The organism is Aquibacillus halophilus (assembly GCF_009649745.1).
GTDB lineage: Bacteria > Bacillota > Bacilli > Bacillales > Amphibacillaceae > Aquibacillus > Aquibacillus halophilus.
The window spans coordinates 79,506-94,218 of the sequence record NZ_WJNG01000018.1; the positions used below are offsets into that span (position 1 = coordinate 79,506).

The 14,713-nt window shown below is 35.3% G+C and carries 16 protein-coding genes and 1 riboswitch; of the genes, 8 read left to right on the top strand and 8 right to left on the bottom strand.

Features of this window, described 5'->3' with window-relative positions; all coding sequences use genetic code 11:
• The first annotated feature begins 122 nt into the window (after positions 1–122).
• Positions 123–317 carry a hypothetical protein gene (locus tag GH741_RS19120; protein ID WP_153738366.1) on the top strand — a complete coding sequence of 65 codons (195 nt, stop codon included), beginning with the start codon at positions 123–125 and terminating at the stop codon, positions 315–317.
• 112 nt (positions 318–429) lie between these two features.
• Positions 430–1,002, top strand: a complete 573-nt coding sequence (locus GH741_RS19125; protein WP_153738367.1) for a superoxide dismutase family protein — start codon at positions 430–432, stop codon at positions 1,000–1,002.
• A 109-nt stretch (positions 1,003–1,111) separates the two neighbouring features.
• Here the strand turns inward: GH741_RS19125 and GH741_RS19130 are convergent, their stop codons facing one another.
• Together GH741_RS19130 and GH741_RS19135 are read right to left on the bottom strand one after the other, a co-directional pair.
• Positions 1,112–2,287, bottom strand: a complete 1,176-nt coding sequence (locus tag GH741_RS19130; protein ID WP_153738368.1) for a MalY/PatB family protein — start codon at positions 2,285–2,287, stop codon at positions 1,112–1,114.
• A 116-nt stretch (positions 2,288–2,403) separates the two neighbouring features.
• Positions 2,404–3,237, bottom strand: coding sequence for an alpha/beta fold hydrolase (locus tag GH741_RS19135; RefSeq protein WP_170287669.1), 834 nt, complete (start codon positions 3,235–3,237; stop codon positions 2,404–2,406).
• 443 nt (positions 3,238–3,680) lie between these two features.
• Here GH741_RS19135 and yugI point away from each other — a divergent pair, with 443 nt between their 5' ends.
• Entirely contained in the window at positions 3,681–4,079 is a 399-nt protein-coding gene (yugI, locus tag GH741_RS19140; protein ID WP_153738370.1) for a S1 domain-containing post-transcriptional regulator GSP13, read from the top strand.
• A 54-nt stretch (positions 4,080–4,133) separates the two neighbouring features.
• Here yugI and GH741_RS19145 read toward each other — a convergent pair whose 3' ends face one another.
• The gene (locus GH741_RS19145; protein ID WP_153738371.1) at positions 4,134–5,345 is read right to left on the bottom strand and encodes a threonine synthase; all 1,212 of its coding nucleotides are present in this window, start codon (positions 5,343–5,345) and stop codon (positions 4,134–4,136) included.
• A gap of 172 nt (positions 5,346–5,517) precedes the next feature.
• On the bottom strand, positions 5,518–5,757 hold the full coding sequence (locus tag GH741_RS19150) for a DUF378 domain-containing protein (RefSeq protein WP_153738372.1): 240 nt from the start codon (positions 5,755–5,757) through the stop codon (positions 5,518–5,520).
• Between the two features lie 177 nt (positions 5,758–5,934).
• Between GH741_RS19150 and GH741_RS19155 the strand changes: the two genes are divergently transcribed.
• The gene (locus tag GH741_RS19155; RefSeq protein WP_153738373.1) at positions 5,935–7,281 is read left to right on the top strand and encodes a glucose-6-phosphate isomerase; all 1,347 of its coding nucleotides are present in this window, start codon (positions 5,935–5,937) and stop codon (positions 7,279–7,281) included.
• A gap of 100 nt (positions 7,282–7,381) precedes the next feature.
• The gene (locus GH741_RS19160) at positions 7,382–7,783 is read left to right on the top strand and encodes a YugN-like family protein (RefSeq protein ID WP_153738374.1); all 402 of its coding nucleotides are present in this window, start codon (positions 7,382–7,384) and stop codon (positions 7,781–7,783) included.
• Here the strand turns inward: GH741_RS19160 and GH741_RS19165 are convergent.
• Positions 7,778–8,740, bottom strand: coding sequence for a potassium channel family protein (locus GH741_RS19165; protein ID WP_153738375.1), 963 nt, complete (start codon positions 8,738–8,740; stop codon positions 7,778–7,780). The genes GH741_RS19160 and GH741_RS19165 overlap by 6 nt on opposite strands.
• A 124-nt stretch (positions 8,741–8,864) precedes the next feature.
• On the bottom strand, positions 8,865–9,425 hold the full coding sequence (locus GH741_RS19170; RefSeq protein ID WP_153738376.1) for a thioredoxin family protein: 561 nt from the start codon (positions 9,423–9,425) through the stop codon (positions 8,865–8,867).
• Positions 9,426–9,559: 134 nt separating this feature from the next.
• Between GH741_RS19170 and GH741_RS19175 the strand changes: the two genes are divergently transcribed.
• Together GH741_RS19175 and GH741_RS19180 are read left to right on the top strand one after the other, a co-directional pair.
• Positions 9,560–10,618, top strand: a complete 1,059-nt coding sequence (locus GH741_RS19175; protein ID WP_153738377.1) for a M20/M25/M40 family metallo-hydrolase — start codon at positions 9,560–9,562, stop codon at positions 10,616–10,618.
• Positions 10,619–10,694: 76 nt separating this feature from the next.
• Positions 10,695–10,843, top strand: a riboswitch (FMN riboswitch).
• A gap of 147 nt (positions 10,844–10,990) precedes the next feature.
• The gene (locus GH741_RS19180; RefSeq protein WP_240795572.1) at positions 10,991–11,578 is read left to right on the top strand and encodes an ECF transporter S component; all 588 of its coding nucleotides are present in this window, start codon (positions 10,991–10,993) and stop codon (positions 11,576–11,578) included.
• Positions 11,579–11,621: 43 nt separating this feature from the next.
• Here GH741_RS19180 and GH741_RS19185 read toward each other — a convergent pair whose 3' ends face one another.
• Positions 11,622–12,011 (bottom strand): hotdog fold thioesterase, encoded by a 390-nt coding sequence (locus tag GH741_RS19185; RefSeq protein WP_153738378.1) that lies wholly within the window; start codon positions 12,009–12,011, stop codon positions 11,622–11,624.
• A gap of 99 nt (positions 12,012–12,110) precedes the next feature.
• Positions 12,111–13,058 carry a 1,4-dihydroxy-2-naphthoate polyprenyltransferase gene (locus GH741_RS19190; protein ID WP_153738379.1) on the bottom strand — a complete coding sequence of 316 codons (948 nt, stop codon included), beginning with the start codon at positions 13,056–13,058 and terminating at the stop codon, positions 12,111–12,113.
• Between the two features lie 269 nt (positions 13,059–13,327).
• On the opposite strand from GH741_RS19190, the gene GH741_RS19195 reads away from it, so the two are divergent.
• On the top strand, positions 13,328–14,713 hold the full coding sequence (locus GH741_RS19195; protein WP_153738380.1) for an isochorismate synthase: 1,386 nt from the start codon (positions 13,328–13,330) through the stop codon (positions 14,711–14,713).

Consider the following 14,713-nt stretch of genomic DNA (forward strand, 5'->3'; position numbering starts at 1 on the left):
ATATGATAGTAATTACATATATTTTGACAGAACAACCAATGGTAATACAAGCGATTACATTTTAAATGCTTTAAATTTTCAAATGATATTTGGTATAATACTTAAATAAGGACGTGATTACCATGATGGAGTTTCTTTATTTTCCAGAAGATAAATCGTTATATTTTCCTGCTATTATTAGTTTGTTGTTTTTCGTGATTGGTGCATTTGTGGCAATGTATTTATTTCATAAATCCTCAAAAAAAGAGGAACGAAGAATAGATGAGAAATACCAATCCGAAATATATCAGTCTACAACGGATGAGACAAATAAATAGATAATTAAACCCCAAAACCTTTATCTTCGATGAAGGTTTTTTCTTTTGGTTATATTGATGATTTAACTTGGCGATACTAGTTGGAGTATGTAAAAAGAGAGGTAGTTAAGCAATGAAATTTTTTTCTATTTGTATAGTTATTTTCTTTCTTTTGTTAACTTCTTGTCAAGAACAAGAACGAACTCCTTTGGAAGTGAGTATGTACAATGGTAATGATGATTCGATTGGTACAGCTACCTTGTCGGAGCAACCTGATGGTGTGAAAATTAAATTATCCGTTGAAGGCTTGGAGCCTGGTTTACATGGAATCCATGTTCACGAGTTTCCAGAATGTGAAGGGCCAGATTTTAAGTCCGCTGGAAATCACCTTGACACAGAAGGTAATGAACATGGTTTAATGCATCCTGAGGGAGCCCATTTAGGTGATTTACCTAACATAGAAGTCGGGGAAGATGGAACAGTTGAAACAGAACTGGTACTAAGTGGCGCGACATTGATGGATGAAAAAAACTCTATCCTTCAAAATGACGGGACAGCTTTAATTATACACGAAAAGCAGGATGATGGAGTTAGTCAGCCCGCTGGGGATGCTGGATCAAGAATTGCGTGTGGGACGATATCCTTAGACGAAAATAAAAGCGAGCCTCCAACAGATCCTACTGAATCCAATGAAGAGGAAGAATAACTTACAAATAGTCGTTCAATCATTAATTCAATAACCAAAGACTCTAAAAAAATAGGAATTTCAAGAAAGTACAGTACACTTTTAAAAAATTCCTATATCAATCTATCGTCTAGTTTGATTTGTTATAGTTGTCTAAGGCTGTGATAATTCGATCAATTCCATCTTTAAGCACAGCTTTTGGGCACGCAATATTCATTCGCATAAATCCATCTGACTCTTCCCCAAAAGAAACTCCATCATTTAAACCAACTTTTGCTTTATTTGCCATGAACTTCTTTAATTCTTCGTTCTTTAGTCCAAGTCCCCGACAGTCCATCCAAACCAAGTAAGTTCCTTCAGGCTCAATAATATTTATTTCATCTCTATCTTTAAATGAACGAGTGACAAGGTCCCTATTTTCTTCTAAAATGGACAATAATTCTTCTAGCCAAGACTCTCCATATTTATAGGCTGCTTCCAAAGCGGATATTCCCATTGTGTTTAACATATAAATACCTTGACTATTAAAGAAATCTTTAATTAAATCTCTGTCTTTCGTATTTGGTATCACCGCATAGGATACTTGCAAACCAGCTAAATTAAATGTTTTTGTAGGTGACATACAAGTTATTGTTTGTTCGTTTATCTCTTTTGAGAGTAGGCCAATTGGAATATGTTTCTGATTAGAATAGACTAGATCGGCATGAATTTCATCAGAGAAAATTTTAACATCATATTTTAAGCACAATTCCCCCATTTTTGTTAACTCTTCTTTTGTCCAGACTCTTCCAGCTGGATTATGGGGATTACAAAGAATAAATGCTTTCACACCTAGTCTCAATTTCTCTTCAAAGTCTTCGAAATCTATCTCATAACTATTATTAACCAGCTTCAAAGAATTGGTAACTAAATTGCGATCATGGTTCTTAACTATGTTATAAAATGGGGGATACACAGGAGTTTGGATTAGTATAGAATCTCCGGGCTTTGTTAATGCTTGTACTGCAGTATGTAGTGTAGAAACAACACCTGGACTGTATAAAAGCCAAGATTTATTGATTTCCCAGTCATGTCTTCGGTAGAGCCAATCTATTATGGTATTATTAATTGTTGTGTCTGTAATTGTATAACCAAATATCCCATGTTTTGATCTATCAACTAGTGAGTCAATTACTGGTTGAGGGGTTTGAAAATCCATGTCCGCAACCCACAAGGGTAACACCTCATCCGATCCATATATAGCTTTGATTAAGTCCCACTTAACAGAACGAGTTCCTTTTCTTTCATGAACGTAATCGAAACTCATAAAATTTGTCCTCCTCTTGTACTTTCATTATGAACATTATAGTAAATGCTGTGAAAGAATGGAAATGTTTATTTAAGAAATCCCTGAATTCAGTAGACAATTTTAAGTGTATTTTCTTAGTTGCATTCATCGAGAATTCTTTCGCAAATTACATTTGGGACTTCTTCGGGTAACAAATGTCCAGCAAAATCAAAGGTACAAAGCTCAGCCCTAGGCAAATCACGTACTAAATGGTATGCGATTGATATCGGTAAAATCTCATCTTTTTTTCCCCAAAAAATGTAAGATTGAATCTCAATCGTTGCTAAACACTCTGAATCCAAATCACCCTCCCGATCTCGAATCATTTTTGTTAGACACAAATAGATCGCATTATCTAGGAAAGGTTTTATATATGTTTTCAACATACCCTTAGAAATGATGGATTCATTGTAAACACATTGCCTAAGTGTTTCATAAACACCTTTTCGATAAAGAAGTCCTTTTAATAAGTACGGAAAAAAAGGTAACCAACTAATTAGATAGCTAAATCGGTCCGCCTTTGACAGATAACTACAAGGAGCGAGTAGTATAAGTTTTCTTATACGTTCTGGATAGTGATAGGCACAAGTTAAGGCGATCTGTCCACCCATTGAATGTCCAACAAGATAGGCTTGGCTAATAGATTTTGTATTCATAAAATATATGATAATATTTGCTAAATTGACATAGGAATACTTAAATCTTGTTAGTCTGTCACTATCTCCAAATGGTGGAAGATCAATAGTTACAATGTTGTATTTTTCTATTAGTAAAGGAATCATTTTCCTGAAACTGTATTGAGAAGAAAGAAATCCATGGATAAATATCATATAAGGTTTATTAGAATCCAGTGGTTCTTTATAAGCTTGAAAACATATATTGGTTCCTTTATAGGTAATCCATTGTTTCTTGACTTTGATGTTTTCCATGAAAGGTTGTACTCCTTTCACCTTCATTATTAGTATGACTTATCATGCTCCAACAAAGAAATTTTTATCGATAATTTAAATCATTCACTCAAATTGAACACAAAAAAAGCAAAGCGATAGTATCGCTTTGCCTCACAGGGGGAATACGAGAAAGTCTTACATATATAGGTATTGCCAAAATTGCACAGTTTTAAACATAAAAATATATAATTTTTACTATTTCTTAATATTCTTTGCCGTAAAAGACTTATCTGTGCTAAAATAGATAATTGTGTATAAAGCTAAACTTTTATTAGTGGGTTTTTCTTCATTCATTTTGCTAATAATTGTTGTTTAATCGATGTGAATGTCTGGAATGTTGAGTGAATTCAATCTTCAAATATACGTATATTATCAGATAGTACATCAAGATAACGATGATAAAAAATTGGGAGTTGTTTTTTATGGAAAATAGTTTTGAGGTAGGTCAAGTATTAGAAGGAAAAGTAACAGGTATTCAACCTTATGGAGCATTTGTAGCACTAGACGATAAAGTCCAAGGTCTAGTTCATATTTCAGAAGTAACACATGGTTTTGTAAAAGACATTAACGAACATCTTACTCTTGGTGATCAGGTTAAGGTGAAAATTCTTCAAATAGACGAAGCGAAAAATAAATATTCTCTTTCTATTCGTGCAACAGAAGAGGCGCCAAAACAAAGTGTTAAGAGACCTCAGCAGCCTAAGCAAACACAAACATATACACAAAAACAAGATGATCAAGAAGGATTTAATACTTTAAAAGACAAACTTGGCGATTGGATTAAACAATCTGAAGAGCGAGAAAGTACTTTTAAGAAATAATTGAATTTCAATATAAAAAGGACCCCGGTTTTGAATTTGGGTCCTTTTTTTTATTTATGATAATATATCATCGGGTTGTAAAATTGGAACTTGTACGTCAGTTGAATCAGGATATTTGATGCCAGCTCCTGTATTAAGAACAACTACTTTGTCTTTATCTTTAATCCATCCATTACCTCTTAACTTTCTAATTGCCGAAAATGCCGCAGCACCTTCAGGACAAATAAATGTTCCTTCAAGACTAGCAACAGTTCGCTGTTCAGTGAATAATTCCTGATCACTAACCGATATTGCGTAACCATCTGTGTTGTATAAGGCATCTAAGACTAAAAAGTCGCCAATTGCTTTTGGGACATTAATTCCAAAAGCTTTTGTCGAGCTGTTTGGCCAGAAATCAGAACTGTGTTTTCCTTCTTCCCATGCCTTTACTATTGGGGCACACCCGTCAGCCTGAACGGCAACTAAACGAGGAAGTTTGTCAGACTTTAACCAACCAAGCTGAATTAGTTCCTTAAATGCTTTATATATGCCAATAAGACCAACTCCACCACCAGTTGGATATACAATGACATCTGGACATTTCCAGTCTAGTTGTTCGGCAATTTCAAATCCCATTGTCTTTTTTCCTTCAATTCGGTAAGGCTCCTTTAAGGTTGATGCATCATAGATGTTATTTCTATTTATCCACTCACCAACAATTTTACCTGCATCACTAATTAAACCATTTACTAGGAAAAGATCCGCGCCAGCAATAGCACATTCCTCTCGGGTTATTTTAGGAGCATCGATTGGCATTACGATAGTAGCTTTTATATCAGCACGGGCGGAATATAGTGACCAAGCTGCACCTGCGTTTCCATTTGTGGGCATCGCAAGTTTTTTAATTCCTAATTCTTTCGCTTTTGAAACTCCGACTGTTGCTCCACGTGCCTTAAAAGAACCGGTTGGAATTAGCCCTTCATCTTTCATAAGCAAGTTTTCTATATTCATTTCTTGGCTTAATTTTTTTAGTTCTACAAGTGGTGTCATTCCTTCTCCTAAAGATACAACGTTCTCTGTAGATGAAATTGGTAATAGTTCATGATATCGCCACAGAGATGCAGACCGTTTTTGTATTTGCTCAGGAGCTAAGTTTCTTTTTAATTCATCGATTTTATATTCTACTAATAACGGTGAGCCGCATATACATAGCTGTTGTATTTTAAGGTGATCATAGGTGGATGAACATTTTGGACAATATAAATGTGATATGTAACTAAAAACCATAAATTTCCCCTCCCATTTTATTCTAGTTTAAAGAAGAAGATGAAGTTTGAACAGAAAAAAGCAGCCTTTCGGATAGATCGAAAGGCTGAATTATGTTCAATATGTTAAAAATGAAGTCTTTATTTCGGTTTTACTTATATTGTTGGGAAATTCTAAGGGGATAGACGTATATTTAACGCTCTGCTTTTGGTTCTCTTCGATCAGCGAGTTCTTCTGACGGTTTGAAAAGTAAAGACAGGCAGATTAAGCCACTAACACCTACGATGGCATAAATTACACGAGCAAATGCTCCACTTTGTTCACCACCACCAAAGATAGCAGCAACTAAATCAAATTGAAACAAACCAATAAGTCCCCAATTAATTCCTCCGACAATAAGTAAAAGTAATGAAATTCTTTGTAATGTACTCATTTATTAAACCTCCTTGTGAGTTATTTCATTAGTATTTTTTCTTTTTCATTGAAATTTATACATTATGTAGTAGTTTTGTTCTGGATTAGAAAGAATATTCAAGTCTTTACTTGATTTAATGGCGTTGTTTAAGGTAAATTTAAGAAGATGATATTAAAATATTATGGAGGTTCTATAATGACTCATGTACGTTTTGAATACGATAAAGCTTTATCTTTCTTTGGTCAGCATGAACTAGATTATTTGAAAGAGCCTGTTAAACTTGCTCACGAAGCCATACATAATCAAACAGGGGCAGGAAATGAATACCTTGGATGGGTAGACTTACCTGAAGCATATGATAAAGATGAGTTCAGCCGAATTAAAAAGTCTGCAGAAAAAATCAAATCAGATTCTGATGTACTTTTAGTTGTTGGAATCGGCGGTTCTTATTTAGGGGCTCGTGCTGCTCTTGAGATGTTAAATCATTCTTTCTATAATGCATTGTCTAAAGAACAACGGAAAACTCCTCAAGTTTTCTTCGTAGGGAATAGTGTTAGTGCCCCTTACATTAATGATTTATTCGATACTCTAAAAGACAAGGATGTTTCTGTTAATGTTATTTCTAAAAGTGGGACTACAACCGAGCCAGCTATAGCATTCCGTATTTTTAGAAAGTTCCTTGAAGATAAATATGGAGTAGAAGAAGCAAAGGGTAGAATATACGCTACAACGGATAAAGAACGAGGAGCCTTAAAAACACTTGCAACTGAAGAGGGTTATGAGAGTTTTATCATTCCTGATGATGTTGGTGGTCGTTATTCTGTACTAACAGCTGTTGGTTTACTTCCAATTGCTGCAAGTGGTGTAGATATTGATGCTATGATGAGTGGTGCACAAAAAGCACAGGCTGAGCTTAGTGAGGAAGATCTTTATAAAAATCCTGCTTATCAGTACGCTGCTGTTAGAAATGTGCTTTACAATAAAGGCAAAACTATTGAAATGTTAATCAACTATGAGCCATCACTTCAATACTTTTCTGAATGGTGGAAGCAGTTATTTGGGGAAAGTGAAGGAAAAGATTTTAAAGGTATTTTCCCTGCCTCCGCGAACTTTTCGACTGATTTACACTCTATGGGACAATATGTTCAGGAGGGAAGAAGAGATTTATTTGAAACAGTTCTTCATGTTGAAGAACCAAAATCAGATATTACCATTGAAGAAGATAAACAGGACCTTGATGGATTAAATTATCTTGCAGGAAAAACAATGGATTTTGTCAATGAAAAGGCGTACCAAGGGACGATGTTAGCTCACACAGATGGACAAGTGCCAAACCTGATTGTGCATTTACCTAAGCTTGACGCCTACACATTTGGGTATATTGTTTACTTCTTTGAAAAGGCATGTGCAATTAGTGGGTACCTACTTGGAGTGAATCCTTTTGATCAACCAGGTGTTGAGGCATATAAAAAGAACATGTTTGCACTGTTAGGTAAACCAGGATTTGAAAAAGAAAAAGAAGAATTAGAAAAAAGATTATAAGAAAAAAGGAGGATCCTTATTTATCATAAATAAGGATCCTCTATTATTAAACATAAGTTTCAAAGAATGGGGAAAAGTAAGCTAAAAAGGAGTTTCTCTTATGATTCCAGTGACCTCAGATCTAGAAAACAAGGTTTTCCCATTATATGAACTAGAAAAGCAATTAAAACCGCTCGGCTATGTAATTGGTGGGAATTGGGACTTTAATGAAGGTTCCCTTGATTATAGAATGTCGGATGAAGATGGCTATCAATTCATTAGGCTTCCTTTTAAAGCCGAAGAAGGAATGCTTGATTCTCCTGGTGCAATTGTTCGCTTAGGACAACCGTTTATACTCACTCACGTTTTTCAAGCTGGTGTAGAGGATCATGCTGATAATGGCGTGATCCAAGGTATGATTAACCAATTCCAGTCACCGGTAGATAAAGATGCTGAAGTACCAGAAAAGTATGTAGAAAAAGGTAAGAGATTAATTGAACAACTTGAGCATTTACTACTATAGCCTTGATAAAACGATAAGCGTATCATTTTTTTGAAGTTTATCATCAAAGGGGGGGTTGAGTATTAACTCTCCTTTTCTAATGATGCCAATCAAAATTTGTTCTTCGGCAACATAATGATCAGAGCATTCAAGAAACGTATTACCGATCATTTGCTGTTTGAGATCTATTTGATGGAATTGCTGATTGGCCAGCACCTTAAGTAAAATATCAAAGGGTTTAATTGGTTCATCTCGGAAAATTTCATGAAAGAATAATGTACTCATGAAATCGTTAGAACGGATAACCGTGTTAGCACCAGCCCGAGTTGCGTTTGTGACTTGCTCTTTAGTTAAAATCTCTGTAATAATATAAACATCGGAATTATTGCCTCTTGTCGCAACAGTTGTAAGAATACTGCTTTGATCAGCCTGCCTTTCCTTTTTTGACGGATCTGATGTAATCACTACATACTTTGCTTGACTAATATTAGCTTTTTGCAATATTTCATCTTCTGTTGCATCTCCTCGAACGAAATGAAGAAAATGCTTTTGAAAAGGTAAATTATTTAACGTTTTATCAATTAATACAATTTGTTCATGTGTGTTACGTTCTTTTAACATTTCTAATAACTGTTTGGTTCGTTCGTTCCAACCAACGAATATTATATGATTACTACCTTTATAAGTAATAGTCCCCTTTGATAATTCTTGCTCATGTTTAATCGTACCTGCAGAAATAGTGGCCATATAAAAGGTTACAACTCCACCACCAGCTAGGATTAATAAAATCGCAACCACTCTTCCTACTGTACTGAGTGGAACATAATCTCCATACCCTACTGTTGACCCCGTAACAAATGCCCACCAAACTCCATCAAAAATCGTGGGGAAATGTTTGGGCTCAACAAAATGTATGACTATACCAAATGAAAGCATTGTTAAAGATACTGTTGCTAATAGTCTAAATATGGTCGGCATTCGAAAATAAAATTGCCAGAACTTATATAAATTCACTACTTGTCACCACACAATTTTTCTTAACAGTATGGACAAGAAACAGGACATTTAAAATATGATTACAAATTCTTTTATCCAATTAATTTTAAATAGACTTAAGAAGTGTTTGCTTTAGATTTTGATATACTTTATCCCAAAACTCATTATTTTCTTTAAATGCTTTGGTTACAAACGTGAAAACTTCTTTTTGTTTTTCCTTAAAATCAGTTGTTTCTTTTGTCGGTAATTTTGAAGTTGCTTCTTCGATAAACTCTTGAATTTCAGGTGCCCGCGGCCCCCATTTGGCAACTTCTTTTCCTTTTTCGTCAATAAAGATAAAGATAGGGATTGCTCTAGCCTTCCCCTTTGTTAGGTATTCGTCCATAAGTTCTAAATTGCTATCTCTTAATAACAGACTGATTTTAATATTTGTTTTCTCGGCAAGTCGAAATAAAATAGGAATGTTTAACATTGCGTCCCCACACCAATCTTCTGTTAAAACAATTACACGTAAATTCTGTTCCTTTATTTTATGGAGAGACTCTGTATCCTCCTTTGGTAAATTAAACTGATCATAAACATGCAAAAGGTTTTCCTTATGTGTTTGCATTGATTCTACATATGTGTCAGGGTCAATGCCTTTTTTAAACCACTGCTCTAATTCCAAAATCGTCCACTCCTTTATTTTATAGTAGTAAAAGTGTAAAGAATTTACATATGTAAGTAAATGAATACGCTCTTTTCTTAGTAATTTCCAATCTTTTTGATATGATTACTTTATAACTAAAGGAGGACTTACATATGGAACAGATAAGACAGGACTTTTTGTTGGAGTTATTGCGAACTCCGTCACCATCAAGCATGGAAATGGAAATACAAAAAAAATGGATAAATTACGTTACTCCATTTGCAGATGAGATTATAACAGATAATGCAGGTAATGCAATTGGTGTATTAAACAAGGATGCTAATTTTAAAGTTTTGTTGGCTGGTCATTGTGACGAAATAGCCTTAGTAATTAACCGTATAGATGAACAGGGGTATCTTCATTTTGACAAGATGGGTGGAATTAATCCTAAAGCAGCAATCGGAATGAAAGTAATAATTGAAGGTTTTAGTGGTGCGATTACGGGTGTTATAGGCGTGAATGCTCAGCATCATGGTGGTATTAAAGATGACTTTGGTTTAGAAGACTTATTTATTGATTGTGGAGCAAAGTCCAAAGAGGAAATGGACAAATACGTTCAAATTGGTGATTTAGCTGTCTACAAACGCGAACCAGAACTACTAATGGATAGGTATATAGCAGGAAGAGGGTTAGACAACCGTACTGGTGCTTTTATTGTTGCCGAGGTACTTCGTAGGCTTTCAGAGAAAAAGATCAATGTTGGAGTTTATGCGGCTAGTACGGTAAATGAAGAAACAAACATGGGAGGTGCCTATTTCGCAGCAGCGGGAATTGAGCCAACCGTAGCCATCGCCTGTGATGTTACTTTTGCTACAGACTACCCGGGCGTTAATAAAAATAAGCACGGAGATATCCGGCTAGAAAAAGGACCAGTACTGGCTAAGGGTGCACCAATCAACCTAAAGATGAATAAACTATTAGAAAAAGCTGCAAGATCACTAAATATGAATGTCCAGTATGAGTTAACACCAAGAAATACTGGTACCGACGCAGATAAAATGCGGTTAACTGGTAGAGGAGTTCCTGTAAGCTTAGTTTCTTTACCTTTAAGGTATATGCACTCGCCGGTTGAAACAGCAAGTACTAAAGATATTGATGAAGAAATTGATTTACTTGTCAAAATGATAGAAGATTTAACAGGACATGAAAGTCTTAATCCATTAGAAGATTAAGTTAGTGAATATTTTCACAAAAGGACTTCACAAGCTTCTTTTTTAGATGTATAATAAGAATATAATTTAATATCGATTCTATCTTCGGGGCAGGGTGAAATTCCCGACCGACGGTGATGAGTGGTTTAACCACTCTTAGTCCGTGACCCGCTTTAGTTTTCTTTGGCGGTGGACCTGGTGCAAATCCGGGACCGACAGTTATAGTCTGGATGGGAGAAGATAAGGAGTAGATAAGGTATTTTTATACCTTTATTTCCTGATGCACATGTACCCTAAAGCCCGATAGGTTTTAGGGTTTTTTGTATACACAGGATAATACTCCCCTTCATCGAAAAGATTAGAATCGATAAAAGATGAAGGAGGAAAAGGAATATGAAAAATAATCAAATGCAATCGTCTAAGCTATTAAAATTAATTGTTTTATCTTTACTAGGTACAATCTCTATGTTATTAATGTTTGTGAATTTTCCGGTTTTACCTGCTTTTGCTTACTTAACAATTGACTTTAGTGATGTGCCAGCATTACTTGCGGCATTATTATTTAGTCCAGTTGCTGGAGTGATCGTTCAGGTATTCAAAAATCTACTTCACCTTTTAGTTGGGGGAGGAGAGCCGGTGGGCGTTACTGCTAATTTCCTTGCGGGAACAATGTTTGTCTTACCTGTCTCTATTCTTTATCACAGATTTAAAGGAGTTAAGAGTCTTATTGCTGGTTTAGTAACTAGTACAATTGTGATGGCCATTGGCATGGGGATTTTAAACTATTATCTAATTCTTCCTGCATATAGTTTATTTATGGGGATGTCAGACATGGCTATTCCTTCTGTTAAATGGACGATTGTAACGGCAGGGATTTTACCTTTTAATGTAATTAAAGGGATAGTTATCGCTCTTTTATTTATACCGCTGTTTACAAAGCTCAGACCTTGGTTTGAACAAAAACGAGCTACTATATCATAATGGAAATGCTACCGAATTCGGTAGCATTTTTTTTGATCCATTCCTAAGTGGTAGCTAATGGAACAATGCCAATTGTGCACCTTGAAATAGAAACTAAACGATCATGCTCATCGACAATTTTTATTTCCCAAACCATTGTAGTTCTACCAATATGTATCGGTTCGGCTTTTGCAAAAACCCATCCGTCCCGTTTGCTTTTTATATGGTTAGCATTGATTTCTATTCCGAAAATTTGTTCTTTACTCATATCAACATTTAACGAAGCGCCAATACTTGCAGCAGATTCGGCTAAAGCAACACTTGCTCCACCATGTAAGAACCCCATAGGCTGATGAGTCTTAGCATTTACCGGCATTTTCATTTCCACAAAATCCTTAGTCAGTGTCACAGTTTCCATTTGTAAAGCTTCCATTAATGTATTTTCAAAAATCATTGTATTTCTCCTTTGCCAGTTTTTAACAATGTAGCATAGTTATTTTAATGGGGAACATAGTTAAGTTTGATATAAAAAACGACAAGCATAAGCTTGCCGTTACAATGTAAATGAGAATATTAATTGTAATAATAATGATAAGCCTAACAGCAAACCATAAATAGTATTTGTTTGGGCGGTAGCTTTCATAGCTGACATCATTTCAATGTTTTTAGTTTTTCCTTTAAAACCATTAAATGCTTCCCATGCTTTCTTGATACTTAAGAAAGCAATCATAGACCACAAAGGGAAAATACCAATGATAATATAAACAAAAGTGATTAGATAACTTGCTACAAAACTAGCCCCTAGCAGGTTAACAGCATTATTATGCCCAATGAGGATTGCGATTGTTTTTCGACCATTTTCTTCATCGCCTTTTAGGTCGCGGATGTTATTTGATAGCATGATTGTTCCGATAAAAATTGAAATTGGTACTGATATTAGTAATACCGTACCTGTAACAGAAAGAGTTTGGATATAATAACTAATTCCTATAATAATGGTCCCCATGAAAAAACCGGCAAATAATTCACCAAAAGGTGTGTAAGCAAGAGGATAAGGACCTCCAGTATATAAATATCCAAAAAGCATACAAACAAGACCTATCGCACATACCCACCAACTAGACTCTAGGCAAATATAAACTCCAAGTAGCATAGCTGCGATAAAAAATATTAAAGCTAATTGAAGTACTGTTTTTGGTTGGACACCATCTCTAACAATTGTTCCACCGATACCAACGGACTCCTCATTATCAAGACCACGTACAAAATCATAGTACTCATTAAACATATTTGTTGCTGATTGGATCAGCATAGAAGCTAGCAACATTGCTAAAAATAATAGAAAATTAATCGATTGATCAAGTGTTGCCATCATCGTTCCGATAAATACAGGTATAAACGAGGCTGTTAATGTATGTGGTCTTAATAATCTCCACCACACATGAAAGCCTTTCTTTTCATTTAAGGCGATTTTAAAAGCATCTTTCTCTATTGGTTGCATAAATGTTCTCTCCTTAATAACTCCCTTATAGCGATAATCAACATTCTTAGTTTATGGAATCGTTGCTATAGTGTCAATTAACTTTTGTTCGGTTTTACAAGGAATTAGTTCCAATTGTTGAGAATCCTAGTAAAAGCGAATAAAATAGAATAGATATGGGCAAAACGAATTATTTACTATAACATATTTATTTCAATATATCTTCATTTATAATATAATATATAAGCCGTTATTGGCTATGCCCCTAACCATATTGGAGGGTTTTGGAAATGATTCAAACAGAAATAAAGAAGTTAGATGAAGCTCTCAATGAGGCTATTACCATTGCTGGAAATAAACAAATTCCACAACTTTTTAGTATAACAGAAATGATTGATTATATAGATCCGTTTTTATTTTTTGATCAAGCCAAGCATATTGAAGGAAATAGGGTGTTTTGGGCAAGCTCAGCTGAAAACTTCTACCTTGTTGGAGCAGGTGAGGCCTTTGACATATGCTCTAGTGTGGATAGGTTTGATCAAACTGAAGCGAAGTTCAAAGCGATGCTCGCTGAATCCTTAATTTATAATTCATATCGAGTTCCAGGTACTGGACCGATAGCGATAGGTGGATTTTCATTTGATCCTGAGAAAGAAAAAACCAGAATGTGGCAACAATTCCCGGCTAGCCAGTTTCGGGTCCCGGCTTATTTGTTAACGATTGTTGATGGAGTAACTTATTTAACCATTAATACGGTAGTTCGTCCAGAAGATCATCAAAAGCAAATGGAATTTAACATAGCTAAAAATAAAAAGATGCTTCTAGCTAATAATACTAGTTTACCCGAAGGGCCTGTAATAAACAGTAAAATAGAGATAGATCCCGTTGGCTGGAAAGAATTAGTAAGAAGAGCAACCAATGATATTAAAGAAGAAAAAGCAGACAAAATTGTATTAGCTAGAGAGATGAGAGTTACATTTGAGAAAAAGGCTAACATTTCTCCTATCCTGTCAAAGTTAACAAAGGCTCAAACAAATAGTTACATTTTTGCTTTTGAGAATAGTGATAGTTGCTTTTTAGGTGCAACTCCTGAACGATTAGTACGTGTAGAAGACCAGCACCTGTTATCGACGTGTCTTGCTGGTACGGCCCCTAGAGGAAAGAATAAGGAAGAGGATTATCAAATAGGCCTTGATCTTTTACGCGATGTAAAAAATCGTGAGGAGCATGAGTTTGTTGTCAAGATGATACGTGACGCAGTTACTGCTTGTTGTATTGATGTAGATGTACCAAGTCAACCAGTGCTTTATCCACTTAAAAATCTACAACATTTATATACACCAGTGAAAGCAAGGTTGAAAAGTGAGTACACGATTATTGATGTTGTAAAAAGATTACACCCCACCCCTGCACTCGGAGGGTTGCCTAAAGTTAAATCTCTTGAGTATATACGTGAAAATGAGGAATTAGATCGCGGTTGGTATGGCGCGCCAATTGGGTGGTTAGATGCATACAAAAATGGAGAATTTGCTGTTGCCATACGTTCTGCTTTAATCCAAGGTACAGAAGCATCGCTTTTCTCGGGCTGCGGAGTAGTAAAAGATTCAGATCCAGAAGCCGAATATCAGGAAACAAATATTAAATTTACACCGATGCTGTCTGTATTAGGAGGATAA

What these genes read in the sequence shown, in the direction of transcription:
- GH741_RS19175 (WP_153738377.1), top strand. Translation starts at nt 9,560, where the DNA reads ATGGAACAGATAAGACAGGACTTTTTGTTGGAGTTATTGCGAACTCCG.
- GH741_RS19180 (WP_240795572.1), top strand. Translation starts at nt 10,991, where the DNA reads ATGAAAAATAATCAAATGCAATCGTCTAAGCTATTAAAATTAATTGTT.
- GH741_RS19145 (WP_153738371.1), bottom strand. Translation starts at nt 5,345, where the DNA reads ATGGTTTTTAGTTACATATCACATTTATATTGTCCAAAATGTTCATCC.
- GH741_RS19160 (WP_153738374.1), top strand. Translation starts at nt 7,382, where the DNA reads ATGATTCCAGTGACCTCAGATCTAGAAAACAAGGTTTTCCCATTATAT.
- GH741_RS19165 (WP_153738375.1), bottom strand. Translation starts at nt 8,740, where the DNA reads ATGCCGACCATATTTAGACTATTAGCAACAGTATCTTTAACAATGCTT.
- GH741_RS19120 (WP_153738366.1), top strand. Translation starts at nt 123, where the DNA reads ATGATGGAGTTTCTTTATTTTCCAGAAGATAAATCGTTATATTTTCCT.
- GH741_RS19130 (WP_153738368.1), bottom strand. Translation starts at nt 2,287, where the DNA reads ATGAGTTTCGATTACGTTCATGAAAGAAAAGGAACTCGTTCTGTTAAG.
- GH741_RS19195 (WP_153738380.1), top strand. Translation starts at nt 13,328, where the DNA reads ATGATTCAAACAGAAATAAAGAAGTTAGATGAAGCTCTCAATGAGGCT.
- GH741_RS19190 (WP_153738379.1), bottom strand. Translation starts at nt 13,058, where the DNA reads ATGCAACCAATAGAGAAAGATGCTTTTAAAATCGCCTTAAATGAAAAG.
- yugI (WP_153738370.1), top strand. Translation starts at nt 3,681, where the DNA reads ATGGAAAATAGTTTTGAGGTAGGTCAAGTATTAGAAGGAAAAGTAACA.
- GH741_RS19135 (WP_170287669.1), bottom strand. Translation starts at nt 3,237, where the DNA reads ATGGAAAACATCAAAGTCAAGAAACAATGGATTACCTATAAAGGAACC.
- GH741_RS19155 (WP_153738373.1), top strand. Translation starts at nt 5,935, where the DNA reads ATGACTCATGTACGTTTTGAATACGATAAAGCTTTATCTTTCTTTGGT.
- GH741_RS19185 (WP_153738378.1), bottom strand. Translation starts at nt 12,011, where the DNA reads ATGATTTTTGAAAATACATTAATGGAAGCTTTACAAATGGAAACTGTG.
- GH741_RS19125 (WP_153738367.1), top strand. Translation starts at nt 430, where the DNA reads ATGAAATTTTTTTCTATTTGTATAGTTATTTTCTTTCTTTTGTTAACT.
- GH741_RS19150 (WP_153738372.1), bottom strand. Translation starts at nt 5,757, where the DNA reads ATGAGTACATTACAAAGAATTTCATTACTTTTACTTATTGTCGGAGGA.